Origin of the sequence: Oceanobacillus alkalisoli, from assembly GCF_022213125.1 — a bacterium.
Lineage (GTDB): Bacteria > Bacillota > Bacilli > Bacillales > Amphibacillaceae > Oceanobacillus > Oceanobacillus alkalisoli.
Map to the genome: position 1 here is coordinate 1 of NZ_JAKNRA010000020.1, position 25,599 is coordinate 25,599.

The window sequence follows — 25,599 nt, forward strand, 5'->3', positions numbered from 1 at the left end:
ACTTCCCATCACTTCGAGTGAGTAAGATCCCTCAGAGACGATGAGGTTGATAGGTTCGAGGTAGAAGCATGGTGACATGTGGAGCTGACGAATACTAATCGATCGAGGACTTAACTAACTTCTATATTTTGATGTCGTGATTTACTCTTATTTAGTTTTCAGGGTATGAATATATTTCATGTCTGGTAGCGTTAGCGGAAAGGTCACACCTGTTCCCATACCGAACACAGCAGTTAAGCTTTCCAGCGCCGATGGTAGTTGAGACCTTGTCTCTGCGAGAGTAGGACGCCGCCAGGCATTTTTTTGTTTAAAATATCTTCATAGAGACTTTAATGTAAAGCAATAACTTTTAAAAGGATATAAACTTTGTTTGTGGAATGATTTATTACATAAAACTTAACTGGCCCGTTGGTCAAGCGGTTAAGACACCGCCCTTTCACGGCGGTAACACGGGTTCGAATCCCGTACGGGTCACCATTTTTAGGAAGGCATGTTAAATACGCAACGTTTTGTTGCAACACATGTATTATCATATCCTATGCGTTGGAGGATTAGCTCAGCTGGGAGAGCACCTGCCTTACAAGCAGGGGGTCGCAGGTTCGAGCCCTGCATCCTCCACCATTATTTATAATTTTCATTACCGCGGGGGTGGCGCAAAGCCAAAACACCATTGAGAAACATCTTTGAATTAGGCTTTGTGAGGTGTGTAAGCTTCTCCGAATTATCCCGAAACACGACGAACAGTCTTTATTCTATTATTATGCATGAATAGCATTTGCATATTTCTTATTACCGCGGGGTGGAGCAGTCCGGTAGCTCGTTGGGCTCATAACCCAAAGGTCGCAGGTTCAAATCCTGCCCCCGCAACCAATTAATATCAACGCTAGTAGTAGTACTTGGAAAGTGCAAGCAAATTGGTCCGGTAGTTCAGTTGGTTAGAATGCCTGCCTGTCACGCAGGAGGTCGCGGGTTCGAGTCCCGTCCGGACCGCCACTATTTATTTAAAAAGTCATTATGGCTCGGTAGCTCAGTCGGTAGAGCAACGGACTGAAAATCCGTGTGTCGGCGGTTCGATTCCGTCCCGAGCCATTTTTTTAGAAAAAAGTACTACTAAATATTAATTACGAGCCATTAGCTCAGTCGGTAGAGCACGCCGCTCTTTACACCCTTGAAATTACTTCCTGACACGGCTTGCGAGGAGTGTACGCTTCGCCGAGTAAACTTGCAACACGACGAGCTTTCAAACATCTAGCTCAAACAAATTAACCAGTGCTACATTTACAATACGAGCCATTAGCTCAGTCGGTAGAGCATCTGACTTTTAATCAGAGGGTCACAGGTTCGAATCCTGTATGGCTCATCATTTGAATAACGGTTTTAGCGGGATCCACTAGTTGAAGAAGGCTCTAAAAACTTAGCGGAGTCACTGAACCTTGGAATTATATAAAGCGCCCGTAGCTCAATTGGATAGAGCGTTTGACTACGGATCAAAAGGTTAGGGGTTCGACTCCTCTCGGGCGCGCCATATACATAATTGATTGCATGAAAGTAGCTTAGAGCTGGCGGGCATAAAATATTTTCCAGTGAGGTAGTAGATTCAACTCTCATGGTCGTGTCCTGTAAATACCGGACCCTTAGCTCAGTTGGTTAGAGCTATCGGCTCATAACCGATCGGTCGCAGGTTCGAGTCCTGCAGGGTCCATCGGTACATCTTGTAGAAGCATTAATAATCCGGAGGTATACCCAAGTCCGGCTGAAGGGATCGGTCTTGAAAACCGACAGGCGGGTCAAACCGCGCGGGGGTTCGAATCCCTCTACCTCCTCCATTTATAATATGCGGGTGTAGTTTAGTGGTAAAACCTCAGCCTTCCAAGCTGATGATGAGGGTTCGATTCCCTTCACCCGCTTCTTATTTTATGGTGGGCCTGTAGCTCAGCTGGTTAGAGCGCACGCCTGATAAGCGTGAGGTCGGTGGTTCGAGTCCACTCAGGCCCATTAGAAACACTTGTTTCTGAGATAAGAGATACTAAGTATTGTTTATGTTGCGCCCTTAGCTCAGCAGGATAGAGCAACAGCCTTCTAAGCTGTAGGTCAGAGGTTCGAATCCTCTAGGGCGTGTAAGCTATTCATTGTTTCTGATTAATTTAGTGGTAGAGTAGCCTAGTTACTTTACATATATTTTATCTTGGGGCCTTAGCTCAGCTGGGAGAGCGCCTGCCTTGCACGCAGGAGGTCAGCGGTTCGATCCCGCTAGGCTCCATCTAAAGGGGATTACAGTTAGCGTATTTGCTAATTGTAATCCTCTTTTTGTGGTAGTTATTCTTTTTGCAATTCACGTCCGTTTAAAAAAGTTCCCGATTTTTCATGTGTTGACATTTAACTTTCAGACCCTGCATTTGAAAAAAGAAAATTGGCGTGATTATATACGTTCGAATAATCCTGCAGCTACAGCATTATTAAGTAAAATGGGATATGATGAAAAAGAAAAAATAATAGTTAAAAAGGAATTTTGGCGTATGATAACGAGAATGGAACTTGATCCGGCAAAACAACGCTTCATCTATGGCTTTTTTGAAACATATTTAAAATTATCAAAAGAGGAAGAGGAAAAGTTGATGAAGGAAATCAGGGATTTACCAGAGGCTGAAAAGATATTGAAATTTCCAATTTCGTATGAGAAAAAGGAAAAGAGATAGGGAGAAAAGAAGGTAGGCTTGAAGGGGTTAAGCAAGTGGCTGAGGAAATGTTAAAAGAAGGAGCCAGTTTGGAATTCATCTCTAAAGTAACAAAATTAACAATGGAAGAGTTAGAGAAATTGAAAAAGGATATATAAATATAACTTGTAGTACTTTTCAAAATCCAATTCTTCAAATTGTATTTTGTTCATTATGATGGATTGAGTTTATCATGTATTAACGGTCTGTAATACCTCCACTGCATGAAGTTTCACTTTATATTAATGGCTATGAAAAAGCGGGTGAATCAGAGCAAATCTCTGGTTCACCCGCTTTTTCTATATTCTATTTAAAAAACACCCCCAACTCCCGATTATTCTCGATTATAGAAGTGAAAGGAGGGAAATCACATGGAAACACGTACAATGTCCGTTGAAGAAGTAGCTGCTTTCCTCGGATTGCACCGGGATACCATCTATGATCTGGTAAGAGAAAATAAGCTACCACATGTCAGACTTGGAGGCAGGATATTTTTTCTCGAAGATGTGCTGGAAAATTGGTTGCGTAAAAATATGGTGGAATAGGCCGAGGCGCTAAAGATCGAGGGATAAAACCTTCGATCTGCTATTGGCCTTTTTGGCGTGGTTTGCAAGGATAGATAAATATTTAATAAAAAGGAGATAAATACGGATGACAAAGTTAAATTTTCACAGGGAAAAGAATATGCTTATGGACTGGCTGATGTTGAATGATATGTCTACAGGGGAGATTGCACTCTGGCACACCTTGATGAATATGGGGAACCGGCTGGGGCAACAACGTGTGTTTAATGCGCCTGCTTCGACCTTAATGCGCTTAACGGGTTTATCCAAGCAAGGCATGTACAATGCGCGGCAAAGGCTTGAGGAACGGGGGATGATTCGATTTGAAAAGGGGAGCCGCAGTCGGGCGGCCATTTATGAAATGATTCCGCTTCAGGAAGTGTATGGGGTTTACGGAACAAGTCCAATTTCATCTGGATCTGCACCGATGGAGTCCAGAAACTTGACCCAACAGTTGACAAAAAAGTTGACCATACATAAAGAGAAAGTTAAAGAAAAGAGAGGAGGAGGTAGCAGTGGAGCAAACTTGCATCCTACTTTTATAATGTATGAAGAAAATATCAACAAACTGACCCCGCTAGTGAAAAGAGATCTACACCAATGGATTCATGCAGTTGGCAGGGCCGTCGTTGAAGAAGCGATTCACATTACCGTGAAAAAAGGCGGGAGGACCTTCAGCTATACCGAAGCAATCTTAAACGAATGGGAATCCAACCATTTAAAAACAGTAGAGGAAATCAGGCGCTATGAAGCGGAGAGAGGGTTAAAAAATAGAAAAAAGTATATCCATATGCCGGGCAATGAACCTGAAACAAAAGAACAATCACTGGAAGAATGGGCAAGGGAGGTATTCCAATGACAACCGATGAAGCAATGGAAATATTAAACATGATCAATGAAATGTATCCGAAGTTTAACCTGACGAAAAGAAAAGCAAAAATCCTTATTCCGAGTTTAAAGCAAATGGACTATACCGGGGTCTTGAAGAATCTTAGCGCACATGTGATGCACCAACTGTACCCGCCAATGCTTAGTGAAATTGCAGCATACAGGCAAGAAAATAAGAAAGACTCGTCGCTCACGGAAATTGAAAAATGGGAAGAAGAAGCGAAACAGGTTACACCAGAAATGAAAAAACACTTTCAGTCCAAATTCGAAAAACTACTCCAACAGAAAGGATGGAACTAAACATGGACACGTATCATGCGGAGACAAGCTTACTTGGTTCCATTCTGCTCGAAAGCTCCCTTTTTAAAGAAGTCGAGATTGATTCCAACTACTTTAACTATTCCCAGCACAAGGTAATATTTGAGGCAATGGAGGAGGCTTATAAAGAGAAAGGGAAAATAGATGCGGTGATTCTCACGAGTGTGTTAGGAGAAAAAATTGGAGCGGTCGGGGGTGTTATGTATCTTACCGATCTTGCCAATTCTGTACCAAGCACTTCGACATTCAAACATTATGAGCAGATTTTGAAAGAGTCCTATCAACTGCAACAGGCAAAGTTGGCCGTACAGGAGTTTCTACATCAACCCTCTGTAACAAGCTTAGATCGGCTGGTTGATGACTTAAAGTGTCACATACTAACAGCATCCTCGACAGAAGAATGCACCTATAGTGACTTAGTGGGGATCAGTGAGGAACTGATGGATCCAGCATCTGAACAGCTCGGGTTTACGACAGGTTTAGAGCCATTTGACCAACTGACTGGAGGGCTACAGCGGGGAGACTTGGTTATCCTTGCTGCAAGGCCTTCAGTAGGGAAGACGGCGTTCGCATTGAACGTGGCAGCAGGTCATTGTAAAAATGGCGGATCGACGCTTCTTTTCAGCCTTGAAATGGGGAGACGCCAGCTCCTCATGATGAGCTAGATGATCCCTATTATTATACAAAAATTGCTTTAAAAGAGCAGGAGCGTGCATCCATATTGTTGGAAACCGTAAACTTGTCCCGAAATCGCGTTGCTTTATTCGCTACATTAGAAGTTCTGAAATTGATCGATGATTGGAAGGCGAACGATGAGATATATCAAATTAGAGATGAACGTAACGTTGTGTTACGCCCGCTAATGCGGTATGTGAACACTATAGGTGGTGTAATGATCTGGGATTTATTATCAACAGAGGAAGCTAGAGAAAAAATTATGCTATTTATTGATCAATTAAGAGATGAAGAAATTATTAGATTTAAACCAAAGGTATGGAACTAACTCAATATATATAATTTCTAAACTATCAAAGCGTGACATTGGATAGCAACTATGACGAGATTCATATCTATTTAAACTGTTATGTAAGAAAACTAATAAATTTATTCTTTATAGATGATTTGTAATAGAGATTAGGAAAAAATGAGGGGCTACCAGAAGGTGTATTTGGCATTTAATTTTTGTATGAAATGGCAATCAAGGTGATACATAAATTAGTATTATTCGTACATACATCATGAGTTTGGCATAAAGCCTTTATGGTTATGAAATCGGGCTTGTCTCGCACAATATATTATGCTAACTCTTCGTGTAAAGATGTGGATATGTATAGTATTGTGCATACTTAATTGCCAAAAACTATATTTATTAAATGCCCCATACCAACTTTAGAAATCGAGTGTTTATCAATACACGATCTATTAAAAACTTCTATACTACAAGTAATACAATTGGAAAAAAATGAGAAGGTGATCGTATTTAAAATTAATCTTTAGAGACGAATCAGTTATTAATGGATGACCGATTAAAGAATATGGTACTCAAACAGATCTTGGTATGTATCAGCACTTACATACTTTATTTGAAGAAATCCTCCGCATATTTACTTTTTGTTTTGATGATAAAAGTTGTAATTTCATCAATGGCCCCTGGAAAGTTTTCTCTAAAAGAATGTTCCCAAACTCTTAGTATATTCCAATTTCCCTCTAGATAGTATTCTGTCACTTTCCTGTCCCTTTCCACATTTCTATTTAGCTTTTTCTGCCAATAATCGATATTTGTTTTAGGCATATTTCCATGAATAGGACATTGATGCCAAAAACACGAATCAATGAAAATAACAATTTTATACTTTTCTATTGAAATATCTGGCCTTCCGAAAAGTGACTTCTTATTCCTCCTAAATCGTAACCCTCTTTTCCAAAGCTCTGAACTGACTTTATCCTCCAGCTTTGATACTGATTTAATAGCAGCCATATTTTTGCTTCGTGCCTCTTTTGGATTTTATCAGCCATTGTATCACAACCTATAATAATTATTATATTCATTAAGTATTTTTACCCTGTATTGTCCGAATTAATTCCCAAAAATTATTTTATCTATTCCAAAACCAGATTTTGGTCAACTAGCGATCGCTTTCAATTACTTTTTAGATCATGAATAGTATAATAAATGGAAGAATCTATAATAGGAGTCGGATAATATGCTCGTCTACGAAGCAACAAAACAAGAATTCCTGGAGGACGTCTTTCACGACGAATTGACTAATAACATCATCAGCAATTTTAATAAAAAAGTCGGGAAAGTAAATGTAGCAGAAGTTCGTTCATGGGATAACTCGATGCAATATATGTATCGGGTGCTTGGTGATCCCGAAATCCCAGATGATTCGGGCATCGCCATCGAATATAGAATTCCCTATTCATCTAAACGTGTGGACTTTTTAATAACAGGAAGGAACGAACAAAGGGAAAATGTTGTTGTTGTAGAATTGAAACAATGGAGTGAAGTAGAGAAGGTAGATGGAAAAGAAGCGATAGTCAAAACGATATTAGGCGGAGGGCTAAGAGAGGCAACGCATCCATCCTATCAGGCTTGGTCCTATGCATCACTGATAAAAGATTATAATGAAAATGTGCAGCAAAACCAAATTGACATTCACCCATCAGCCTACCTGCATAACTATTTAATAAAAGACCCAAACACACAAGATCCTTTGTTTGATTCGATTTACGATTATTACATTGAGCAGGCACCTGTATTTGTCAAAGGGGATGCAGCAAAGCTGCGAAGCTTTATTAAGAAATATATTAAATTCGGTGACAATAAAGAAACCCTGTATAAAATAGAAAAAGGGCGTATACGTCCATCCAAATCATTACAGGATTCATTAAATTCAATGTTAAAAGGCAACAGGGAATTTACAATGATTGATGAACAAAAGGTTGTGTATGAAGAAGCGTTGCGACTAGCGAATGAATCACAGCGGACTGGGATAAAGCAGTCATTGGTAGTAGAAGGCGGACCTGGAACCGGAAAGTCTGTATTGGCCATTAATTTGCTAGTCGAACTCACCAACCGCGGCATGGTTGCGCAGTATGTTACAAGGAATGCTACTCCAAGGGATATCTACTCTGCGAAATTGAAAGGTGATTTCCGGAAAACACACATTGATAACTTGTTTAAAGGTTCGGGAAGTTATATCGATACTCCGAAAGATGAATTTGATGTGTTAATTATTGATGAAGCTCATCGTTTAACGGAAAAAACAGGCTTCTTTAAAAAAGGCGAAAATCAAATTAAAGAACTAATTAATTCTGCGAAAACGACCATCTTTTTTATTGATGAACATCAGCGGGTTCGCTTAGATGATTTCGGTACTATTGAAGAAATACGTAAGAAATCAGGAGAATTAAACGCGGAGTTAACAAGCACGGAACTGGTTTCTCAATTCAGATGTAACGGCTCTGATGGATATCTGGCATGGATTGATGATGTATTGGAAATTAGAGAAACAGCAAATGTTAATTATATTGGGAAGGATTATGATTTTAAGGTCTATGATGATCCTAATCAAATGCTGGAAGATATCACGGAAAATAATAAGACCAACAATAAATCAAGAATAGTAGCCGGATATTGCTGGGATTGGAAAAAAGATACCAGAGCAGACTCTCGCATTCCCGATATCGTTATACCCGAATACAATTTTGAGATGAGCTGGAATCTTGATAATACTGCAACATGGGCGATAGATGAGGATTCGGTAAACGAGGCAGGGGTCATTCACACTTGCCAGGGTTTGGAATTCGATTATGTTGGTGTGATTATTGGAGACGATTTAGTTTACCGGGATGGCGGGGTTCAAACAGATTATACGAAAAGAGCATTAACAGATCGGTCCATTTTCGGGATTAAAAAAATGATAAGAGAAAAACCAAATGAAGCGCTTAAGGTGGTTGATAATATTATTCGGAATACGTATCGGACTCTTATGACCCGTGGGCAAAAAGGGTGTTTTGTTTATTGTACGGACAAAGCGCTGTCGGAATATTTGAGAGGAAGAATAGATAGGGTTCAGGAATATGAGAGTGACAAGTTTTTCAAGAGTGATATGTATGTGGCTGAGGATAAAAAGGATTATGATGTTTAATAAAGTTTATCTGAAGTCTAAAATAATTTTAAGTACTGTCAGTTCCTGATTTTTTTTGGGAAAAAAGGGTTCCCCATCACGTGGGAATGTACCGGTAGATGAGCACTTTGACGCGGTTTATGAAGCATGGAAACGGAGTAAATTACACACAGAAATTCACGAGATTTCAAAAGAGTGGGGCATCGATGAAGTCATCTTTGAAAAAGCCGTCGAATCCTATTCCACTGTTAATCCAAAAGAGATTCCTTATATCGATGATATTACGAGAAAAGTAGACTACGATTCGATTACGCATCCTAAGAAAGCCCCTTTCAAACAGAACACTTGATAAGAAGTTATAACATCGTTACAGTTATTGATATACGAATTCGGATGCATTGGCGAGACAGATGAATTACATCATGCAATCGTCTAATTCCACGGAACCGATACGTATTTTAGAAAACTCTAGAGGTGAATACATTGACAAAAAATATACCATTAAACGTACTTGATCTTGTCAGCATATCTGAAGGACAAACGACAAGAGAAGCGTTGCAGCAAGCTTTGGAATCAGCGCAACTGATAGATAAGCTTGGCTTTAAGAGACTCTGGTTTGCAGAGCACCATAACTCGATAAATTTAGCATCCATGGCAACTTCTAATCTTATTGGCCTCGCTGCACAGGTAACGGAAAGGATCCGGATAGGCTCTGGCGGTATTATGCTGCCCAACCATGCGCCGCTGCAAGTAGCGGAGAGTTTTGGCACACTTGCCCAATTATTTCCTGATCGAATTGACCTCGGACTCGGACGGGCACCGGGGACGGATGCGCAGACGGCTCAGCTCTTGACGCGTTCCGGAAGTGATCCGCAATCTTTTGCTAATTCGATTTTTGATCTGATTGGATGGTTCAGTGATAAGGGTTCGGCGCACAGTGTACCTGTCACTTCGAATGTCGGGACAGGGACGAATATACCGATCTGGGTCCTGGGTTCAAGCATGAATGGCGCCTCGATTGCCGGTCAGCTGGGACTGCCTTATTCGATTGCCACGCATTTTACACCTGACGATTACAGAGAGAAAATCGATGTCTATCGTTCGGCATTTAAAACGTCAGCCCCGACAGCGCAAATTGAAGAACCATACGTCATGGCAGGGATTAACGTTCTTGTTGCTCCAACGGATGAGGAAGCAGAAAGATTATGGACAACAACGCAGCAAATGTTACAAGATATGCAAACGGGAAGACAGCGTTTATTACAGCCTCCTGTCCATTCGGAACAATTAGGAACAGAACAGGAAAGGGCAATGATTGAATCCATGTTCAGCATTAAAGCGGTCGGATCTCCGGAAACAGTACAAAAGAAGCTGCAACAATTTGCCGAAAGCACAGGGGCCGATGAGTTGATCGTTGTGACTTACACTTACGATCCGGAAGACAGGAAGCGATCGATGAATATGCTTGCTGAACTTTGGTTCTAATCGTTACAATGATGATTTCCTGCATCCTAACTATCGAAGAATGAAGTAATCTGGATGATTTTGAACAAGCGAAGCTATGGAAGCAATTTGTTGAAGCGGAAGTTTAATTGAAGGATGCGAATGACATAAAAACCGCCTTTCCATGACGAGCAAATAGTAAGGATACCTTGGTTTATTCTTTACTATCTTTGCAAGAAATGGTTAAAGGCGGCTTTTAATGTTATTTATCCAATTCGATTGTTTCATTTATATCTGCTGATTCAGAATTTTGTCCGGTCATCCGTTTATAGAGAAAGGCAATTTTTTTCGTGAAGTTACCCGTTTCCCAGTACTCTGCAGCTTCTGCTTTTACTTTGATCAAGACAATGTCAGGATCATCATAAGAGGCTTTCATCATTTTCTCATAGGCTTTGCTCCATAACTCCTTTTTCTTAGCTAAATCCTCAACGATTTCTGCTCTCCCGCGAACAGAAACATAGGATTTGCCTGCATAAGCAACATTCACTTCTTGATCATGTAAAATTTCCTTATATTTATCCGTTTCTTTTTTAGTGAAAAACCATAAATCACCATCAAACTCTACCTCTTGCGTTTTCATCGGGCGTGAGATAAGCCCTTCTTCCGTTAATGTGGTCAGCATCGCAGTATCTACGTCTTTAATTAACTCTCTTAATGTTTCCACTTCTTCTTGTTTAAGCACGTTAGACATTTTTACCACCTCAATTATGTTATAGAGGTATATTTCCCATTAAATGAACTTTTAAACGGTTTGATTAGCCGCTAACGTTTTCCTTCCTTTAATTTATTTGTCCAGTCACTTCCCGATTATTGGCGAAGTGCATGCCACTAAATTTTAATCCCGACTACGGATTACAAGGGAAAATTTAACAAAGACAGAAACAGCTCCATTCCTACTCCTGTTTACCACTATGATAAACCATGCTATATTAAAAACAGAAACAGCATCGCAGCTCACACATCAAAACTCTAAAGGATGTGATGCAATGGCAGCCCTGCCAGAGCTTATTAAAGAAAATCCCCCCGAACAAACCTACACGAAGCATGATCAACTGTACAAAGAACTTATCAGCACATTTTTCAAAGAATTTCTTATAGCGTTTTTCCCTGAGGTGCACGAACATCTTGATTTCCAAGCGATTAAACCAATATCTGAAGAAGTGTACACGAATCTCATTGAAGGAGAGACCCGTCGACTTGATATTGTAGCGGAGACGAAGCTGAAAAATACGGATATTATTGTGATTGTGCATATTGAACCACAGAGTTATGTACAAACGAACTTTCATGAAAGGATGTTTCACTATTTCAGTCTTCTATACAATAAATATCGCAAACCAATTATTCCTATAGCTATATTTAGTTACGAGGGAAATCTGGGAAAAGGATAATTATATAATGGAATTTCCATTTCTCCATATCCTAACGTTTAATTATATGACTCTCCATTTACAGAAAAAGAACTGGCGTGATTTTATCCGTTCAGATAACCCAGTATCTGCAGCCCTTTTAAGTGCGATGGGGTATAAGAAAGAAGAAAAGATTCAAGTGAAAAAGGAATTTTTGCGTATGATGACTAGAATGGAACTTGATCCGGCGAAACAACGGTTAATTTATAGTTTTTTTGAAACGTATTTAACATTATCAAAAGAAGAGGAGGAAGAATTAATGGCTGAAATAGGAAAGTTTATGGACGTGGAAGAGATTATGGAGTTGCCAATTTCGTATGAGGAGAAGGGCAAAGAACTTGGAAAAAAAGAAGTAGCAATCGAAATGTTGAAGGAAGGATCTAGTCTAGAATTCATTTCAAAGGTGACAAAATTATCAAGAAAGGAGATTGGAAAGTTAAAAAAACAACTATAAAATTTAGTGTGGAGTAACCCAATGCCAGATTATTATTCTTATTTAAAGGACATAATCTGGCCCATTTCCTTTAGAACCAGATGCCTGACATGGGGTCAGCATATAATGATAAATTAAGGTCAAGAGCTAATTTTGCCCGAAGTGCCTGGCACCCTAACTAAGGGGAACGAGCATGCTTCCCCATCCTTCCCTATAACTCCGATTTCCCATACAGCTTAATTATTTCCGGGTAACCTTGGTATTCTCTTTTTCCTAAGTCCGTCAAATCATAGATCCCTCGACCAATGCGTTTGAACCAGTTATAGTAGTTATTATACAGAATGCCATATGTACGCTCACCCGTATTCATTTTTTTAGATCCTTGGCCGACATGGGACCTAGATGATCCAGATAAAATGCGATTTGAATACTTTTTTCCTTATAGGCGGTTATGGTCGGTACATGGGTACTTCCGCCAATATTACAGTTGCTTCTTCTATCTCTAGCTTCTTTGATCAACTTATCCCTAGCCTTTTTACTTTGTCGCGCGCTTCGTTTGCGATCAAACGGGCCTGGCTCATGCACTATCTGGATGCTTGGCTTTTTACCTTCAAATGAAACTAAAATCAACCCGAGTTCCAATCGGCGGACAAGATGGACTAAATCACGCCATCTGCGCTTCCGCAAACTCGTTTTCGGCCTTTGAATAGCTATGTAAACATCCGGCGTATATCTTTGTCGTTTTGCCGCTTGCATAAGCAACGTGATATTCAAGTTTATTTTCAGTTCAACAATAAGTAATGAGTCATCAATCCATGCGACGACATCACAATCATTCACCTCAGCTTGCACTTCGTATCCTTGTGACTGAAAATAAAGTTGAATGGGTTCATATAAATCTGTTTCATATATTTTTCCTTGGCTCATGTGGTATCAACTCAATCTTCTTATCGTAACAACTGGAAATAGCAATGTCCCGATGCAGCTTTTCTAAAGCAGCAATGGACGCTACTCATGGGATCCTGCTTGCAGCGTTATTTCGAGTTGTTTATATGATAAATATAGCTTAATTTCATCAATTTATCCAGAATATGGGGGCATGATCGTCACAGGAATTAGGGACCGGTTCTGCAGCCAGTCATCTTTAAGCGAATCGAAGAACGGCCAGCATGTTGCAACGCTCCATCATGAAGCCGGTAATTCCGGCTTATGGAACAAACAGATGTATGTCCTGGAAGAAGTTCAATCATGGCAACAAGACTACGATTCAATACTGTTTGTTTAATTTTTCGGTGCCTGTCGTCCGTCGAACTGCAAAGCAAATGAAGGCGATTTTAATTATCGTTGAAGGTTATATTGCGCAACGAAATTAATTCCAAATATAAATTCCTAACAGGAGGCGAACAGAAATGCCAGTCTGTCAAGCATGTGGTAAGAAGTGGAGCTGGGGGCAAACGTTCAAAACAATATTCCGCTTAAAATGTCCGTATTGCGGAAATAAGCAGTACCAGTCGGCAGCAACAAGGAAAAAAACAGTGTGGTATGCAATTATTCCGTTAAGTTGGTTCCCGCTTCAGGCGATATTTGATTTCAAACTAACAACGGCAGTGGTTTTTGTTCTGATTGCACTAGCCATAGTATTTGTGACCATGCCATTTATTATAGAGTTATCAAATGAGAAAGAACGGGCGTGATCCAAAGTGGTGAGGGACTGTCCCATGGTCTCATATAAATCTGGAAGTTTTATAAGCGTGGATGAATTAAAAGGAACATAAATTCAGAGTATCTGTCCTAGCGGACGGATGCTCAGACTCTTGTCTCGTAAACTTAAAATGGTGTAAGATGAGAGTTGATCACACTATAAAATTCAATCAAAAATTAGTTAGGGAAAATATATCTACTCGATTAATATCTAATGCTAACGGTGCTAACGGTATATATATTTATACGAGCAATAGTAATGGTGAAATATCATACATAGGAGGCCAATCATTGATACTCGTCTCAGCAGCAATCATAATCTCAAATCATAAAATCCTAATAGCAAAAAGAGGAAAAACAAAAAGCCTTCCTAATCTATGGGAGTTTCCAGGAGGCAAAATCGAAGAAAACGAATCTCCTGAAACCTGTGTTGTAAGAGAGATACAAGAAGAATTAAAAATAAACATCAAAATAAATTGTCATTACAAGACCGTCCAGCATACATATGAGTTTGGTGATATTAAATTAATTTCTTTTCTCGCAGAATATGAAAATGGTACGATTAAGCTTACCGAACATACTGATTATAAATGGGTAAATATTGATGAATTACATCATTTTGAGTTTGCGCCTGCAGACATACCAATCGTAAATAAATTGCTCGAGGATGGTATAGAAATGTGACGGGAAACTCAGTTGTTTTTTGATGAAAAGGAGTGTGAGCTTTTGTTAAGACAAGGTATCTATGAAGAAATAATCACAAAAGAGCTAAGAGAAGAGCTAGCTTTATTCCATGATACGGAATTTGATGTAGAAATCGGAAGCTTAGACCCGGAAGAAGCCCGAAAGTTTCTAGCTTCCTACATATTTACAGTAACAAGGAAAGCTTTAAATTACGTCTATGATCAAGGAAAGAACGATAAAGAAAAACTCCTAAAACAAATCAAAACCTGTAATCAAATCATCGAAACATTGAGTAAATCCGTAGATGAAGACGAATTTGCGAAATTAGAGATTGAATCCTACAATCCATTTATAGTAAGTTAAATTCGTTAAGAAGCATAAGGAAAGAGCAAACTGTACGCCCTGTCACGTCTATTTCGGAAAGTTCCCTCTTTACAGGTGCAATCAATGAGCCTAATATGTTAAGCGAATTAAAGAAAGAGATTCTGTCCGCGGATCATATTGATTTTTTAGTATCCTTCATAAAATGGAGCGGTATTCGTGGATTGATGGAAGACTTGAAAACCTTTACGGACAATGGTGGAAAGCTACGGATTATTACAACATCATATATGGAAGCAACTGATTACAAGGCTATTGAAGAACTTAGCAAGTTACAAAATACGGAGATTAAAATTTCATACGATATTGAACGAACTAGACTGCATGCAAAGGCTTATATGTTTAAAAGAGGAACCGGTTTTACAACAGCATACATAGGATCATCGAACCTATCTAATCCTGCGCTTACTTCAGGGCTCGAGTGGAATTTAAAAGTAACGGAAAAAGATTCCTTTGATATTATAAAAAAATTTGAAGCAACATTTGAAAGCTATTGGAATGATCGGGAGTTTCACTTATTTGATCCACAAGGTGAAGATTCTAAGAAGCAGTTACGACAAGCGTTGAAAAAGAAAGAGTATCAAATTGAACAAGATTTTTCTTTTACTTTTGATATCCGTCCATACTATTATCAGAAAGAAATGCTTGAGAACTTGTGGGCGGAAAGAGAGGTCTATGGCAGATATAACAATCTTCTTGTTGCTGCAACTGGTGTAGGAAAAACAGTTATTTCAGCTTTTGATTTTAAAAAATACTTGAGCAAAAACAAGCAGGCGAAGTTGTTGTTTGTTGCGCATCGTGAAGAAATCCTGAAACAAAGTAGAGATACGTTTCGGGTCATTTTAAAAGACGCCAATTTTGGGGATATGCTTGTAGGCGGGCATCAACCGGAGTCAATCGATCATTTATTTGTCAGTATCCAAAGCTTTAACAGTACGAAACTACATGAAAAACTGTCTTCTGATTTTTATGATTTCATTATAGTCGATGAGTTTCATCATGCAGCTGCAAATTCTTATCAAAATTTATTGACCTATTTCCAACCAAATATTCTGCTCGGTTTAACAGCGACACCTGAAAGAATGGACGGACAAGATATTACGCAATACTTTGACGGAAAAATTGCCTCGGAAATGCGGCTTACAGAAGCGATCAATCAAAAGCTCTTAAGTCCATTTCACTATTTCGGCGTAAGTGATACGGTTGATTTATCGAGCTTGAAATGGAGTAAAGGTTATGAAGTCAAGGAATTGGAAAACGTCTATACGAATAATACCATTCGTAGTAATCAAATTATTAAAAGTCTGTATAAATATGTCACAGATATAGATGAAGTAAAAGGTTTAGGATTTTGTGTCAGTGTGGAACATGCGCTATACATGGCGAATCACTTTAATAAGAGGACTATTCCATCGATTGCACTCCATGGTAATTCAGATAAAGAAACGCGAAGAAAAGCCAAAGTGGATCTCCAGCAAGGTAAGATTAAATTCATTTTTGTTGTTGATTTATATAACGAGGGTGTAGATATCCCTGAAGTAAACACGATATTATTCTTACGTCCTACCGAAAGTCTGACTGTGTTCTTACAGCAATTGGGTAGAGGATTGCGGTTAGCAGAGAATAAGGAATGCCTTACCATATTGGATTTTGTTGGACAGGCGCATAAGAACTATAATTTTGAGGAAAAGTTTCGTGCATTAATTGGCCGGGCGAAGCATTCTGTGGGTTATTACATTGATAAAGGATTTTCCAATTTACCGCGGGGGAGCTTTATTCAATTAGAAAAGCAAGCGAGAGAATATATCTTACGCAATATAAAAGAGGCAAGTAATACGAAACCTCATTTATTGAACAAAATGAGGTATTTTGAGCGGGATTCTGGTCATTCGCTAACGTTCGAGAATTTTTTATCGTATTATAATCTCTCATTATATGATTTTTATGGTAGGAATGGCAACCGCACGTTTCACAGAATGCTTGTAGAAGCTGATTTAGCTCCAGATTTTTCATTTGATAAAGAAGAGCTTATTACAAAAAGGCTATCAAAGTTCTTTCATTTAAATTCTAGAAAGTTACTGGCGTTTTTCATCAGTTATGTAGGGTCTCTTGGTAATCTAGAAATATCTAACGAAGAAGAAAGATTAATGCAAAATATGCTGTATTACAGCTTCTTTCAAACAGAGCCAATGAAAGAAGGATACACTTCAGTAAAAGAAGCCCTGCAGTCTATTTTGGCTAAGGAACAGATGCAGCGTGAAATCATGAATGTGTTGAAGTATAACTACGAATCGATTAGGACGATTGAAATTGATCATGATTTCGAATTTGTTACACCGTTGACCGTGCATTCTACATATTCGACTGAGCAAATCTTAGCTGCTTTAGGATATTACCATGAGGACAAAAAGCCAGCTTTCCGAGAAGGAGTTAAACACTTTAAGGATCAAGATCTTGATATCTTCTTTACCACACTGAATAAATCAGAGAAAGACTTTTCACCTTCTACATTGTATGAGGATTATGCAATCAATGAGAAGTTATTTCATTGGCAATCACAAAGTACATTAACAGAAAAAAGTCCTACAGCTCAACGATATATCAATCATCGAAAGCAAGGGCATCAAATAGCTATATTTGTAAGAGAATATAAAAAAGAATATGGTTATACCGCACCTTTTACATTTCTTGGTACATGTGAATATGTAAGACATTCTGGTGAAAAGCCGATCAGTTTTATATGGAAATTGAAACATGAGATGCCACCAGCATTAGTGCCAGTGGCGAATAAGAGTATTATTTAGATAAAAGTGCATGTCACTTCCCAAATTTTGTTGAAGTGCCAGGCATCCACATATAACATTCCTATTACTAAAATTTAAACACAAGAGGTGATAAAAATGTCCATCCCAGGCTACCAAGAATTTATGTATCCCTTCCTTCAAATATTAAAAGATGGAAGAGAACATCGATTACGAGATTTATATAAAAAGCTAGCAGATCACTTTAATCTAGCGGAAGAGGAAGTTGCTCAAAAACTACCAAGTGGAAGGCAAACAATTTTACACAATCGAGTTGGTTGGGCCCGAACGTACTTAAATAAGGCGGGATTGATTGAAGTTATTAGCAGGGGGGTTTTCCGTATTTCGGAAGAGGGTCTCAAAGTGGTTAATGATCCTCAGGTGAATCAAATTGATAATAAATTTTTAACCAGCTATCCAAGTTTTAACGAGTTTAAAAATAAAGCAAACAAAGAAACCACTGAAAATCAGGAAAGTAAGGACGAAAATCAAACGCCTTTGGAAATTATTGATGATAACTTTAACATTTTGAAAAAAGAACTTCAAGACGAGTTATTAGAAAAAATATTAGAGTGTTCACCTGAGTTTTTTGAAGAAATGATTGTCCAATTGGTCGTTGCCATGGGATACGGCGGTTCCGTAAAAGATGCCGGTGAAGCGATAGGAAAAACGGGCGATGAAGGTATTGATGGAATCATAAAAGAAGATGTACTTGGACTAGAAATGATCTATTTACAGGCGAAAAGATGGAAAAAAGATTCTACAGTAGGTAGACCGGATATCCAAGGGTTTGTAGGAAGTCTTGTCGGTAAACAGGCATCAAAAGGAATATTCATCACTACTGCAAAATTTTCAAGAAGAGCGTATGAGTATGTAAACTCAATCGATAAGCGAGTCATTTTAATAGATGGGCAACAATTAACCGACTTGATGTTTAAATATGACGTAGGAGTTACACATGAGCAGGTGTTTGTCACTAAGAAACTGGATAATGACTTTTTTGAGGTGTGATTGATTTTGGCTGCCTGACAACAACCAAAATCAAAATCTAATCATCGATCGGTTTCAATAGAAATGCAAAGATATTGTACCCGTCTGAATTAAAAGAACTGGACTCCCGAATACAGCGGGAATAAAAGGGTTTCCTATTAAACGAATAGAAACGAATGGAGCATTCCTTGTAACCATACCGCTAGAAATAATAACCACCCTGAAGCTGTGCGAGCAGAAGGGTAGTTATTTTACTCTAAGCGGACAGCCCCTTATTTCCATACGTTATCTGACAGCAGCAAGGAGGCAACAAACCACATGCTAAAAACCAAAAAAGACATCAAAAAGCTTGAAGCTAATCTTAACTATATCAAGAACAGCCTAAATCAATTCACGGAAGACCATTTCAATGAAACCATAAAGAATAATTGGACAAGATTAAAAGAAATTACTGCTCAGGAAACACTGCAATCCATGCCGATCGATACAATCTCCACATTGGAAAAGGGAATGCCGATTCATGCGCTGACGGCGGAGGGGTTGCAGACGTCCAGGATAAAGATCCCCATGAATTATTGAAGGTAACCGGTGTTGGTACCATAAGTGCGAAAGCAATCAGTGATGCAGTTGTAAGAATCAGGACATCTGTTTACGAGCAGGCGGCTTCGCGGATAAACCCTGCTGATTTATCAGCAGAAGACATCGAGTTATTAGAATCGATTTATAAAAAAAGGTAACTGTTGCCAAAGATTGAAATTCTGCAACAAGAAGTCGATGCATTCCAAACGGCATTTGAATCTGAACTGGAAACTGCGAAGCGTTTAAGTTAGGTTGAGTATTTGTGCTTCTGAAGGAGCCACCAGCATCCAATATTGTCTGCAACAGGTTATAATAATGAAAGGGAGGTGAAGGAAATGGAACAGGAAACAATATTAAAGGAAATCCTAAATACGTTAAAAGAGCATTCCCGGCAAATGAATACGAAATTGGATGAAAGTATTGCTGGTCTAGAAAAGAAGATGGATAAACGTTTCGCTGAGATGGATAATCGTTTTGCCGAGATGGATAAACGCTTCGATCACGTAGATAAAAAATTCGATAACTTAAATAAAAAAGTAGACGGACTTCGCATTGATCTTCACGAAACACAAGAAACCGCAGAATTTGCCGCTAGTAAAGTCATTCAACATGAGAAAAAACTTCGCGAAATAAGTATGCAGTATAGAATGACCTCACACTGCAACCAATCCCAAAATGAATAAAGGTGCCAGTCGTCTGATGAAAAGCAAGTTTTGTTTCGGGGAAATTCCCAGGGACTAAACTTGCTTTTTAAATATTACTACAAGTAATCGGCATGGGTAATGGTTCTATTGGAAAGTTATCAAAAGCAAAACCGATTATGATGACTATGATGGTAACATAAGATCGGATGGCAAACCAACTAGTTTAAAATCCCCACCAAAAGGAAACATAACCATAACAGCACGAATTCAATCCAATAGAGGTGACAAAATGAGACGCTTACTAAGAACACTTATTAAATACGGCCCAATCCTTTATCCGTTTATCAGGAAATACATGAATAAAAGAAAACAGAAAAGAAATCCATATGGACAAGAAAGAAATATCCGTCGCTAACTAAAATTGAAGCTGGCAAGTTACAGCTTCTTTTTTAATTCGAGATTTTCCACACCTATTCATGAATCATAATTCCCAACCCGGACAAACTATACAAAATATGAATCCAAAAGGTGAAGTTATGTCATACATATGTTCAGTCGGCACAAGCATCCCGAAACACAATATCAGCCAGGAAGAAGTTAAAGAATTAGTCCAGAACGTCTTTAGTTATACCAATCGCGAGGTCAAACGATTGCTCCCGGTATTCGATCATGCCCGGATTGAAAATCGGCAATTTGTCGTGGATAAAACCTGGTTTGAAGAAGAGCACACATTTGCGGAGAAAAATAATATCTATCAAGAAAATGCGATTCATTACTCGCTAGAAGCGATAGATGATTGCTTACAAAATGAACATTTCCTAACAAACTCCATTCCCTATGAAGCGGTTGATCTAATTATTTATGTATCCAGCTCCGGCCTATCCACGCCAACGATTGATGCCTTCCTGCTTAATGAAAGGCCGTTCCGAGAAGACGTCCAAAGAATGCCGCTCTGGGGGCTAGGCTGTGCGGGTGGAGCAATCGGTTTATCAAGGGCTCATGACTGGGTTAAGGCACACCCTGAAAAAACTGCACTAGTCATATGCTGTGAATTTTGCGGAGTGACGTTTCAAAAGGGGGACCACCGTAAAAGTAATCTCGTAGGTACTGCCTTATTTGGGGACGGGGTTAGTGCTGCCTTACTAGTTGGGAAGGAATCTCCTTACTTAGCTAATAAAAGACAAGCGGTTCCTAAAGTCATCGGCATCAGTTCCCGGACAAAAAGGGATAGTACGGACGTGATGGGCTGGAATGTAACCAATCATGGTTTGGAAGTCATTTTTTCCAAAAGTATTCCGTCACTTGTTGAATCTTTCTGGAAAGAACATGTGGAGCACTTCTTTCAACAATTTCAAATGGAAAAAGAAGCGATATACGCTTATCTTGCGCATCCTGGTGGTATAAAAGTGTTGCAGGCAATGGAAGGCGTGTTAGAAGCGGAAAAAGAAAAATTAAAGCACTCCTACAACGTGCTGCGAAACCATGGAAATATGTCATCGGTCACCGTTTTATATGTTTTGAAAGAATGGATGAAAGAAGCAATAAAGCCTAAGGAGAAGGTGATTTTGTCTGCATTAGGCCCCGGGTTTTCCTCGGAAATTTTGTTAATGGAGTGGAGCGAATGATGCCTGAAATATTTTGGTGGATTTTTATATTCATTGCGTTGGAGCGGATCGTGGAGTTAGTCATTGCAAAGAGAAATGAAAAATGGATGTTGGAACGAGGAGGAGTAGAGTGGGGGAGAGGGCATTACAAATGGTTTATTGTTGTTCATCTCCTATTCTTCATTTCCATTTTGCTGGAGGTTACGGTTCGTGATTATTCCAATTTTGTACTAAACAGTTATGTGTTTGCACTCTTTCTCCTAACGCAAGCAGCAAGAGTCTGGTGTATTCAGTCGCTTGGTAAGTTTTGGAACACGAAAATCATTATCTTGCCTGACTGTCCCCTCATCAGCAGGGGGCCTTACAAGTTCGTTAAGCATCCAAATTATATCATCGTCGGTGTTGAGCTATTCATCATTCCGATAATGTTTGGGGCTTATTTCACCGCATTTCTTTTCCCGATTCTCCATCTCACTTTAATGACCGTGCGTATTCCCATGGAAAATAGAGCATTAGCTGAATTAAAAAAGGAACGTGACGAGAGTAGCGACCCCTTAAAGTTAAAGGAGAAAACTAACTTTTGAAGGTCGGTATCCGAGGTGGCGTTTCTTTTCATGATTGTGTTAAAATTAATTCCTATTATCAAGATAACTGATTTAAATTTAATTACTAACATTTCAATTCGATTACAGTTTAATTACAACGGATTAAGGGAACTGGCTTGTGAGTAGTGTTAATTTGTAAAAGGGGGAGATTTCATTGTTATATCCACATAATGTTGGATTTTTTATTAAGAATAATAGAGAAGATTTTCGGTCAAAGCTGTTAACAGAGGCAGGGAATGTTACGGAAAAAATCAATCAGATTTTAATAGAAGGGGACATCGATCTCTTAAAAAATGCAGAGTATATCTGCCTGTATGTATTGGGAGACAGGGAGGATGAACTCATCGCTTTTGCAGAAAAGGAGGGAATTTCCTGGGCGAAACATTCGTTGACGCTATCCTTTAAATTGGAATGGGTCCATACGATAAGGCGTACGTTATGGCATCTCCTTCGTGAATATTGTCCACCTGAAACAGATTCCAATTCACTGGATGACTTTTTTGAATTGGAGAAAAAAATCAATGATGGGATTGATGAGTTTTTAAATAACTTTTTCATCAGTTATTCAAAATATAAAGATGAATTGCTCTTAAATCAGCGGCAACTCGTTGAACATCTGACAGTTCCAATCATTCCGGTTGGCTCTAAAATAGCCGTGTTACCGCTCATTGGTGAATTCGATTCATACCGGATGGAAATTATCGAAGAAAAAGTGTTAAATGAAATTGCGAGGCTAGGGATAGAAACTTTGATTATTGATCTGTCTGGCATCCCTGACATAGATGAATATCTTATTCATATCTTTCAAACGATCTTACATGGAATACAAATGATGGGCTCTAAGCCGATTCTAACCGGTATAAGGCCGCAACTTGCGAAGAAAACCGCTTTATTGGGAGTAGGCAATACTTTACGGGCAGAAGTGAAAGGAACCTTGCAGCAAGCATTGCAGGAGTATTTGAAATTGGGGCCTGAAGAAATGGTGCACTCGGTGAGCGACCACAGTGAGCTAAAGCAGACAGAAAGAGGAAAAATTTAAGGATTTGTTTGAATGAAATCTGCTTCCTCACTAATAAGTAGTTGAACCAGGGATATCCCTGATTCAGCTACTTATATTTTTGTATTTTTCTTCTTGGCTCGCTGCTCCAATTGTGATTGTGGCTGCTGATCAGCGACATCCTCTGAATACCCTTGTGGATTCACGCTGGATCTAGCCCTTTTCTTCTTGGCATGATCTGTTTCTTTCGACATGACAGCACCTCCACGAGTTAGTGTGTGACACTTACCCATTTATATACCCCGCTTAAAAGTGTATGAATGCCGAACTAGATAAAATAATGGAATTACCAAGTGCGTATGAAATCGAGTTGAAAAACTAATGACGTAAAGCGCCCTCCAAAATGGACAGGGTGCTTTACGTCATTGTTAGTTGTGAAGATTGTTTCGGTACACTTCCATCGTAAACATTCTTTCTTTTTCAAGTCGTTCATTCATTTCAGATTCGATTCTCCTGATATAATGTGGGGGCAGGTCATGTTTTTTCGCTTGAAGCAATGTTTCTTCGAGGTACTTATCTGATTGATTCATCATTGTCCATATACCTCCTTTTTAATGGTATTGTTACCGCTTGCCGGAAATCTAAACGTAAACATGACTTACAAAATAGGGACAAGTTTATTACAGATTATGACAGAAATAGATAAGATGCCTTCTACTGATAATTTATGACACAAGGCTGTGATTTATTTCTTCCAAATTTTGTATGGATCATTTATATGAATATTGATGAATAAACCAAGAACACTCGTTGTTTGGGTTAAAGAATGATTTCCAAAAAGGGCATACATGTTTAATAATAATGAAGAAGGGAATATTTATTTGCAGAAAGGAGCAGATAATATGAGTGATGGTTTCAAAAATAAAGTAAATGGACAAATCGATAAGGCTAAAGGAGAAGCGAAGGATAGGCTAGGTAAAGCAAGAGATGATTTCTCCAAGCAAGCCGAAGGGAAATTTGATAAAGCAAAAGGTGACGTTAAAAAGAAAGTCGGAGAAATGAAAGATAAATTTGATGGTGATTCGTCACGATAAGTGAGAATTGCTTCTGAATAAAACATAAAAAGCTTTGCAACCTACCTTTGGCTGCAAAGCTTTTTATGTTGTCCAGCCGCTTTATCGCATAAATTCGCCTCCAAAAGAGAAACTAATATAAATCTTAAAAGGAGGCATCATTCATGCAAGAAAATAAAAATCGTCAATTTAAAGAGCGAGGCCAAAGCGGGGAACGTCGTAATGGCCGTAAAAGTCAATTTAAAAATTATAATGCTGAAAAAGGAGAGGAACCGAACGAATTTTTGAGTAAGCGAGAAGATTGAATTTAACCAATAAAAAGAGCGGAGAACTCAAACTCCGCTCGAAGCTTAGAAACTTAAGCCCGGTCCCCGACAACCTCTTTCATCCTATTCGCAACGGAAGTCGTCAATTCCTCAGCAGTTTTTGGAACAAACTTTTTTAAGACCCCATTAATCATCGGGCTCATCGCTCCTTTTGCAGTAATATCTAAATAGCCAGTCATTTTCGTGGAGTTTTCACCGTTTTTCTCTGCGTCAAAATAGCCACCGCCAGAGAAGTTATCCGATAGGCTGGATAGATTGAAGGTAACAAGGTTCGGTTCTTTCCACTCGGTAATATCAACTTTTAATTTGATTGTTTTCTTCATAAAACCTAAATCTCCTTTAAACTCCCAAGTGGATTCGGAGTCATTGATAAGTTCATGGTTGATATAACCCGGGACAAGCGGAGCCCAGTTATTAATCGAACTTACAAATGTCCATACTTTTTCGATTGGTAAATCTAACTCTGTACTATGTGATCCGTTAGGCATGCATCATTCTCCTTTAATCAATTTGGTATCCTCTTGCTTCATATGCGTGTGAACATTCTAGTATACATGATTTGTGCATATGTACGAAGATTTTCTTTATACAACTGTGCGAATGTTGCATTTGTTAGGTCTTATTATAATTTAAAATCCTGATGATGGAAAGCGGAGGGAATCTTTGTGCGAGCTTATAATTTTCCTTCAAATGCTGAATATATAATAAGGAGGTGTTCCGATGACGAAGAAAAAGTTAAGTAATGGCGGCTTCAGTGATGAGCAGGCAGTAAGGAAAAAGCTTTCCAAGAGTTTTGACCATGAGTTTGCCAATGAGCCACTAACTGCGAATGAAAAGCTTAATAATAAAAAAACGAAAAAGCGTCAATAGTCTTGGTGAAAATAGCTGCAGTTTCTTAAATAGCGAACTGCAGCTATAAATTTCTTGAACAGGTAAGGTACCATCTAAATAATCCTTACCATCCATGATGACGTGCATAGGAACTATTTGTATATTATATTTTAACTTCAGGTCCTCCGGTAATTCTGCACCACTCTCTGTTGAAAAAATAATTTTACTTGTCATCGCATTTCCCCCAGTTTTGTATTCCTTTAACGTAATATTATATTTCTCACTATACAGGAAATGGGGGGTAGGGGTAGCCTGTGGACGATATTCAGGCAGTATGCAGGGTATCGCTGTTCATTAAAAAGGGTGCCTAAATTGGGTATCTCTTCCAGCGAAGCAGCAGACCCCATCATAGTGGCAAATGG

Annotated in this window: 29 protein-coding genes, 13 tRNA genes, 2 rRNA genes and 2 pseudogenes; 40 read left to right on the top strand and 6 right to left on the bottom strand. The window is 38.9% G+C overall.

Features of this window, described 5'->3' with window-relative positions; all coding sequences use genetic code 11:
* The 21 genes from L3V42_RS16660 to L3V42_RS16760 form a co-directional block, all read left to right on the top strand.
* Window positions 1-118, top strand: a 23S ribosomal RNA gene (locus tag L3V42_RS16660); the annotation flags it as partial.
* Between the two features lie 63 nt (window positions 119-181).
* A 5S ribosomal RNA gene (rrf, locus tag L3V42_RS16665) occupies window positions 182-297 on the top strand.
* Window positions 298-402: 105 nt separating this feature from the next.
* Window positions 403-477: transfer RNA gene (locus L3V42_RS16670), tRNA-Glu, on the top strand.
* Between the two features lie 68 nt (window positions 478-545).
* Window positions 546-621: transfer RNA gene (locus tag L3V42_RS16675), tRNA-Val, on the top strand.
* A 172-nt stretch (window positions 622-793) separates the two neighbouring features.
* A tRNA-Met gene (locus tag L3V42_RS16680) sits at window positions 794-870 on the top strand.
* 46 nt (window positions 871-916) lie between these two features.
* A tRNA-Asp gene (locus L3V42_RS16685) sits at window positions 917-993 on the top strand.
* Window positions 994-1,016: 23 nt separating this feature from the next.
* Window positions 1,017-1,089 (top strand) — tRNA-Phe (locus tag L3V42_RS16690).
* A gap of 198 nt (window positions 1,090-1,287) precedes the next feature.
* A tRNA-Lys gene (locus L3V42_RS16695) sits at window positions 1,288-1,360 on the top strand.
* Between the two features lie 88 nt (window positions 1,361-1,448).
* Window positions 1,449-1,525: transfer RNA gene (locus L3V42_RS16700), tRNA-Arg, on the top strand.
* A gap of 103 nt (window positions 1,526-1,628) precedes the next feature.
* Window positions 1,629-1,702 (top strand) — tRNA-Ile (locus L3V42_RS16705).
* Between the two features lie 31 nt (window positions 1,703-1,733).
* A tRNA-Ser gene (locus L3V42_RS16710) sits at window positions 1,734-1,826 on the top strand.
* Between the two features lie 10 nt (window positions 1,827-1,836).
* Window positions 1,837-1,907, top strand: a tRNA-Gly gene (locus L3V42_RS16715).
* Between the two features lie 14 nt (window positions 1,908-1,921).
* A tRNA-Ile gene (locus tag L3V42_RS16720) sits at window positions 1,922-1,995 on the top strand.
* Between the two features lie 49 nt (window positions 1,996-2,044).
* Window positions 2,045-2,118 (top strand) — tRNA-Arg (locus L3V42_RS16725).
* Between the two features lie 69 nt (window positions 2,119-2,187).
* Window positions 2,188-2,260: transfer RNA gene (locus L3V42_RS16730), tRNA-Ala, on the top strand.
* 136 nt (window positions 2,261-2,396) lie between these two features.
* Window positions 2,397-2,696 (top strand): hypothetical protein, encoded by a 300-nt coding sequence (locus tag L3V42_RS16735; protein ID WP_238472516.1) that lies wholly within the window; start codon window positions 2,397-2,399, stop codon window positions 2,694-2,696.
* Between the two features lie 389 nt (window positions 2,697-3,085).
* Window positions 3,086-3,259: a helix-turn-helix domain-containing protein gene (locus tag L3V42_RS16740; RefSeq protein WP_188859786.1), complete on the top strand. Its 174-nt coding sequence runs from the start codon at window positions 3,086-3,088 to the stop codon at window positions 3,257-3,259.
* A 106-nt stretch (window positions 3,260-3,365) separates the two neighbouring features.
* Window positions 3,366-4,136, top strand: a complete 771-nt coding sequence (locus L3V42_RS16745) for a DnaD domain-containing protein (RefSeq protein ID WP_238472517.1) — start codon at window positions 3,366-3,368, stop codon at window positions 4,134-4,136.
* Complete coding sequence (locus L3V42_RS16750) at window positions 4,133-4,465, top strand: replicative helicase loader/inhibitor (protein WP_238472518.1); 333 nt, start codon at window positions 4,133-4,135, stop codon at window positions 4,463-4,465. The genes L3V42_RS16745 and L3V42_RS16750 overlap by 4 nt, the downstream gene beginning before the upstream one ends.
* A gap of 2 nt (window positions 4,466-4,467) precedes the next feature.
* Window positions 4,468-5,148, top strand: a complete 681-nt coding sequence (locus L3V42_RS16755; protein ID WP_238472519.1) for a replicative DNA helicase — start codon at window positions 4,468-4,470, stop codon at window positions 5,146-5,148.
* Window positions 5,149-5,204: 56 nt separating this feature from the next.
* On the top strand, window positions 5,205-5,486 hold the full coding sequence (locus tag L3V42_RS16760; protein WP_498072168.1) for a hypothetical protein: 282 nt from the start codon (window positions 5,205-5,207) through the stop codon (window positions 5,484-5,486).
* Window positions 5,487-6,062: 576 nt separating this feature from the next.
* Here L3V42_RS16760 and L3V42_RS16765 read toward each other — a convergent pair.
* Complete coding sequence (locus L3V42_RS16765; protein ID WP_235764010.1) at window positions 6,063-6,461, bottom strand: very short patch repair endonuclease; 399 nt, start codon at window positions 6,459-6,461, stop codon at window positions 6,063-6,065.
* A 226-nt stretch (window positions 6,462-6,687) separates the two neighbouring features.
* Between L3V42_RS16765 and L3V42_RS16770 the strand changes: the two genes are divergently transcribed.
* The 3 genes from L3V42_RS16770 to L3V42_RS16780 all read left to right on the top strand — a co-directional run bounded on the left by L3V42_RS16770 (window position 6,688) and on the right by L3V42_RS16780 (window position 10,101).
* Window positions 6,688-8,637: a DUF2075 domain-containing protein gene (locus L3V42_RS16770; protein ID WP_235764011.1), complete on the top strand. Its 1,950-nt coding sequence runs from the start codon at window positions 6,688-6,690 to the stop codon at window positions 8,635-8,637.
* A 55-nt stretch (window positions 8,638-8,692) separates the two neighbouring features.
* The gene (locus L3V42_RS16775; RefSeq protein WP_238472520.1) at window positions 8,693-8,965 is read left to right on the top strand and encodes a hypothetical protein; all 273 of its coding nucleotides are present in this window, start codon (window positions 8,693-8,695) and stop codon (window positions 8,963-8,965) included.
* Window positions 8,966-9,090: 125 nt separating this feature from the next.
* Complete coding sequence (locus L3V42_RS16780) at window positions 9,091-10,101, top strand: LLM class flavin-dependent oxidoreductase (RefSeq protein WP_238472521.1); 1,011 nt, start codon at window positions 9,091-9,093, stop codon at window positions 10,099-10,101.
* A gap of 220 nt (window positions 10,102-10,321) precedes the next feature.
* Here L3V42_RS16780 and L3V42_RS16785 read toward each other — a convergent pair whose 3' ends face one another.
* Window positions 10,322-10,810, bottom strand: a complete 489-nt coding sequence (locus L3V42_RS16785; protein WP_235764013.1) for a pyridoxamine 5'-phosphate oxidase family protein — start codon at window positions 10,808-10,810, stop codon at window positions 10,322-10,324.
* A gap of 295 nt (window positions 10,811-11,105) precedes the next feature.
* Between L3V42_RS16785 and L3V42_RS18575 the strand changes: the two genes are divergently transcribed.
* Window positions 11,106-11,510 carry an RpnC/YadD family protein gene (locus tag L3V42_RS18575; protein ID WP_369412913.1) on the top strand — a complete coding sequence of 135 codons (405 nt, stop codon included), beginning with the start codon at window positions 11,106-11,108 and terminating at the stop codon, window positions 11,508-11,510.
* 7 nt (window positions 11,511-11,517) lie between these two features.
* Window positions 11,518-11,982: a hypothetical protein gene (locus tag L3V42_RS18580; RefSeq protein ID WP_369412914.1), complete on the top strand. Its 465-nt coding sequence runs from the start codon at window positions 11,518-11,520 to the stop codon at window positions 11,980-11,982.
* A 190-nt stretch (window positions 11,983-12,172) separates the two neighbouring features.
* Here the strand turns inward: L3V42_RS18580 and L3V42_RS16800 are convergent.
* Window positions 12,173-12,888, bottom strand: a pseudogene (locus L3V42_RS16800) (DUF2161 family putative PD-(D/E)XK-type phosphodiesterase).
* Window positions 12,889-13,060: 172 nt separating this feature from the next.
* Between L3V42_RS16800 and L3V42_RS16805 the strand changes: the two are divergent.
* The 11 genes and pseudogenes from L3V42_RS16805 to L3V42_RS16850 all read left to right on the top strand — a co-directional run bounded on the left by L3V42_RS16805 (window position 13,061) and on the right by L3V42_RS16850 (window position 22,989).
* Window positions 13,061-13,246 carry a hypothetical protein gene (locus L3V42_RS16805; RefSeq protein ID WP_235764015.1) on the top strand — a complete coding sequence of 62 codons (186 nt, stop codon included), beginning with the start codon at window positions 13,061-13,063 and terminating at the stop codon, window positions 13,244-13,246.
* A gap of 124 nt (window positions 13,247-13,370) precedes the next feature.
* Window positions 13,371-13,655, top strand: coding sequence for a TIGR04104 family putative zinc finger protein (locus L3V42_RS16810; RefSeq protein ID WP_235764016.1), 285 nt, complete (start codon window positions 13,371-13,373; stop codon window positions 13,653-13,655).
* Window positions 13,656-13,953: 298 nt separating this feature from the next.
* On the top strand, window positions 13,954-14,346 hold the full coding sequence (locus L3V42_RS16815; protein ID WP_235764017.1) for a (deoxy)nucleoside triphosphate pyrophosphohydrolase: 393 nt from the start codon (window positions 13,954-13,956) through the stop codon (window positions 14,344-14,346).
* A 42-nt stretch (window positions 14,347-14,388) separates the two neighbouring features.
* Window positions 14,389-17,531, top strand: a pseudogene (locus tag L3V42_RS16820) (DEAD/DEAH box helicase).
* 96 nt (window positions 17,532-17,627) lie between these two features.
* Complete coding sequence (locus L3V42_RS16825; protein WP_238472524.1) at window positions 17,628-18,539, top strand: restriction endonuclease; 912 nt, start codon at window positions 17,628-17,630, stop codon at window positions 18,537-18,539.
* 407 nt (window positions 18,540-18,946) lie between these two features.
* Complete coding sequence (locus tag L3V42_RS16830) at window positions 18,947-19,255, top strand: hypothetical protein (protein ID WP_235764020.1); 309 nt, start codon at window positions 18,947-18,949, stop codon at window positions 19,253-19,255.
* Window positions 19,256-19,432: 177 nt separating this feature from the next.
* Window positions 19,433-19,780: a hypothetical protein gene (locus L3V42_RS16835; protein ID WP_235764021.1), complete on the top strand. Its 348-nt coding sequence runs from the start codon at window positions 19,433-19,435 to the stop codon at window positions 19,778-19,780.
* A 250-nt stretch (window positions 19,781-20,030) separates the two neighbouring features.
* A complete protein-coding gene (gene yxzF, locus L3V42_RS18695) occupies window positions 20,031-20,156 on the top strand; it encodes a small protein YxzF (protein ID WP_498072169.1) in 126 nt (41 codons plus the stop codon).
* A 121-nt stretch (window positions 20,157-20,277) separates the two neighbouring features.
* Complete coding sequence (locus L3V42_RS16840) at window positions 20,278-21,366, top strand: type III polyketide synthase (protein ID WP_238472525.1); 1,089 nt, start codon at window positions 20,278-20,280, stop codon at window positions 21,364-21,366.
* On the top strand, window positions 21,363-21,929 hold the full coding sequence (locus tag L3V42_RS16845; RefSeq protein WP_369412915.1) for an isoprenylcysteine carboxyl methyltransferase family protein: 567 nt from the start codon (window positions 21,363-21,365) through the stop codon (window positions 21,927-21,929). Before L3V42_RS16840 ends, L3V42_RS16845 begins: the two co-directional genes overlap by 4 nt.
* Before the next feature lie 175 nt (window positions 21,930-22,104).
* Window positions 22,105-22,989: an STAS domain-containing protein gene (locus tag L3V42_RS16850; RefSeq protein WP_238472526.1), complete on the top strand. Its 885-nt coding sequence runs from the start codon at window positions 22,105-22,107 to the stop codon at window positions 22,987-22,989.
* A 71-nt stretch (window positions 22,990-23,060) separates the two neighbouring features.
* On the opposite strand, the gene sspL is transcribed toward L3V42_RS16850, so the two are convergent.
* Entirely contained in the window at window positions 23,061-23,201 is a 141-nt protein-coding gene (gene sspL, locus L3V42_RS16855) for a small, acid-soluble spore protein L (protein ID WP_235764024.1), read from the bottom strand.
* A gap of 174 nt (window positions 23,202-23,375) precedes the next feature.
* Window positions 23,376-23,540, bottom strand: coding sequence for a hypothetical protein (locus L3V42_RS16860; protein WP_235764025.1), 165 nt, complete (start codon window positions 23,538-23,540; stop codon window positions 23,376-23,378).
* A 255-nt stretch (window positions 23,541-23,795) separates the two neighbouring features.
* Between L3V42_RS16860 and L3V42_RS16865 the strand changes: the two genes are divergently transcribed.
* Together L3V42_RS16865 and L3V42_RS16870 are read left to right on the top strand one after the other, a co-directional pair.
* Entirely contained in the window at window positions 23,796-24,041 is a 246-nt protein-coding gene (locus L3V42_RS16865) for a CsbD family protein (RefSeq protein ID WP_310739868.1), read from the top strand.
* 143 nt (window positions 24,042-24,184) lie between these two features.
* Window positions 24,185-24,325 carry a hypothetical protein gene (locus L3V42_RS16870; RefSeq protein WP_235764026.1) on the top strand — a complete coding sequence of 47 codons (141 nt, stop codon included), beginning with the start codon at window positions 24,185-24,187 and terminating at the stop codon, window positions 24,323-24,325.
* Between the two features lie 53 nt (window positions 24,326-24,378).
* Here L3V42_RS16870 and L3V42_RS16875 read toward each other — a convergent pair whose 3' ends face one another.
* The gene (locus L3V42_RS16875; protein ID WP_238472527.1) at window positions 24,379-24,834 is read right to left on the bottom strand and encodes an SRPBCC family protein; all 456 of its coding nucleotides are present in this window, start codon (window positions 24,832-24,834) and stop codon (window positions 24,379-24,381) included.
* Between the two features lie 232 nt (window positions 24,835-25,066).
* Here L3V42_RS16875 and sspO point away from each other — a divergent pair, with 232 nt between their 5' ends.
* Window positions 25,067-25,216, top strand: coding sequence for a small acid-soluble spore protein SspO (sspO, locus tag L3V42_RS16880; RefSeq protein ID WP_188856219.1), 150 nt, complete (start codon window positions 25,067-25,069; stop codon window positions 25,214-25,216).
* Window positions 25,217-25,599 lie beyond the last annotated feature (383 nt).

Bases quoted from the DNA above. Each gene is read 5' to 3' on its own strand.
- L3V42_RS16740 (WP_188859786.1), top strand. From the start codon at position 3,086: ATGGAAACACGTACAATGTCCGTTGAAGAAGTAGCTGCTTTCCTCGGA.
- L3V42_RS16745 (WP_238472517.1), top strand. From the start codon at position 3,366: ATGACAAAGTTAAATTTTCACAGGGAAAAGAATATGCTTATGGACTGG.
- L3V42_RS16750 (WP_238472518.1), top strand. From the start codon at position 4,133: ATGACAACCGATGAAGCAATGGAAATATTAAACATGATCAATGAAATG.
- L3V42_RS16755 (WP_238472519.1), top strand. From the start codon at position 4,468: ATGGACACGTATCATGCGGAGACAAGCTTACTTGGTTCCATTCTGCTC.
- L3V42_RS16765 (WP_235764010.1), bottom strand. From the start codon at position 6,461: ATGGCTGCTATTAAATCAGTATCAAAGCTGGAGGATAAAGTCAGTTCA.
- L3V42_RS16770 (WP_235764011.1), top strand. From the start codon at position 6,688: ATGCTCGTCTACGAAGCAACAAAACAAGAATTCCTGGAGGACGTCTTT.
- L3V42_RS16785 (WP_235764013.1), bottom strand. From the start codon at position 10,810: ATGTCTAACGTGCTTAAACAAGAAGAAGTGGAAACATTAAGAGAGTTA.
- L3V42_RS18575 (WP_369412913.1), top strand. From the start codon at position 11,106: ATGGCAGCCCTGCCAGAGCTTATTAAAGAAAATCCCCCCGAACAAACC.
- L3V42_RS18580 (WP_369412914.1), top strand. From the start codon at position 11,518: ATGGAATTTCCATTTCTCCATATCCTAACGTTTAATTATATGACTCTC.
- L3V42_RS16805 (WP_235764015.1), top strand. From the start codon at position 13,061: ATGATCGTCACAGGAATTAGGGACCGGTTCTGCAGCCAGTCATCTTTA.
- L3V42_RS16810 (WP_235764016.1), top strand. From the start codon at position 13,371: ATGCCAGTCTGTCAAGCATGTGGTAAGAAGTGGAGCTGGGGGCAAACG.
- L3V42_RS16825 (WP_238472524.1), top strand. From the start codon at position 17,628: ATGTCCATCCCAGGCTACCAAGAATTTATGTATCCCTTCCTTCAAATA.
- L3V42_RS16835 (WP_235764021.1), top strand. From the start codon at position 19,433: ATGGAACAGGAAACAATATTAAAGGAAATCCTAAATACGTTAAAAGAG.
- yxzF (WP_498072169.1), top strand. From the start codon at position 20,031: ATGAGACGCTTACTAAGAACACTTATTAAATACGGCCCAATCCTTTAT.
- L3V42_RS16840 (WP_238472525.1), top strand. From the start codon at position 20,278: ATGTCATACATATGTTCAGTCGGCACAAGCATCCCGAAACACAATATC.
- L3V42_RS16845 (WP_369412915.1), top strand. From the start codon at position 21,363: ATGATGCCTGAAATATTTTGGTGGATTTTTATATTCATTGCGTTGGAG.
- sspL (WP_235764024.1), bottom strand. From the start codon at position 23,201: ATGTCGAAAGAAACAGATCATGCCAAGAAGAAAAGGGCTAGATCCAGC.
- L3V42_RS16860 (WP_235764025.1), bottom strand. From the start codon at position 23,540: ATGATGAATCAATCAGATAAGTACCTCGAAGAAACATTGCTTCAAGCG.
- L3V42_RS16865 (WP_310739868.1), top strand. From the start codon at position 23,796: ATGTTTAATAATAATGAAGAAGGGAATATTTATTTGCAGAAAGGAGCA.
- L3V42_RS16870 (WP_235764026.1), top strand. From the start codon at position 24,185: ATGCAAGAAAATAAAAATCGTCAATTTAAAGAGCGAGGCCAAAGCGGG.
- L3V42_RS16875 (WP_238472527.1), bottom strand. From the start codon at position 24,834: ATGCCTAACGGATCACATAGTACAGAGTTAGATTTACCAATCGAAAAA.
- sspO (WP_188856219.1), top strand. From the start codon at position 25,067: ATGACGAAGAAAAAGTTAAGTAATGGCGGCTTCAGTGATGAGCAGGCA.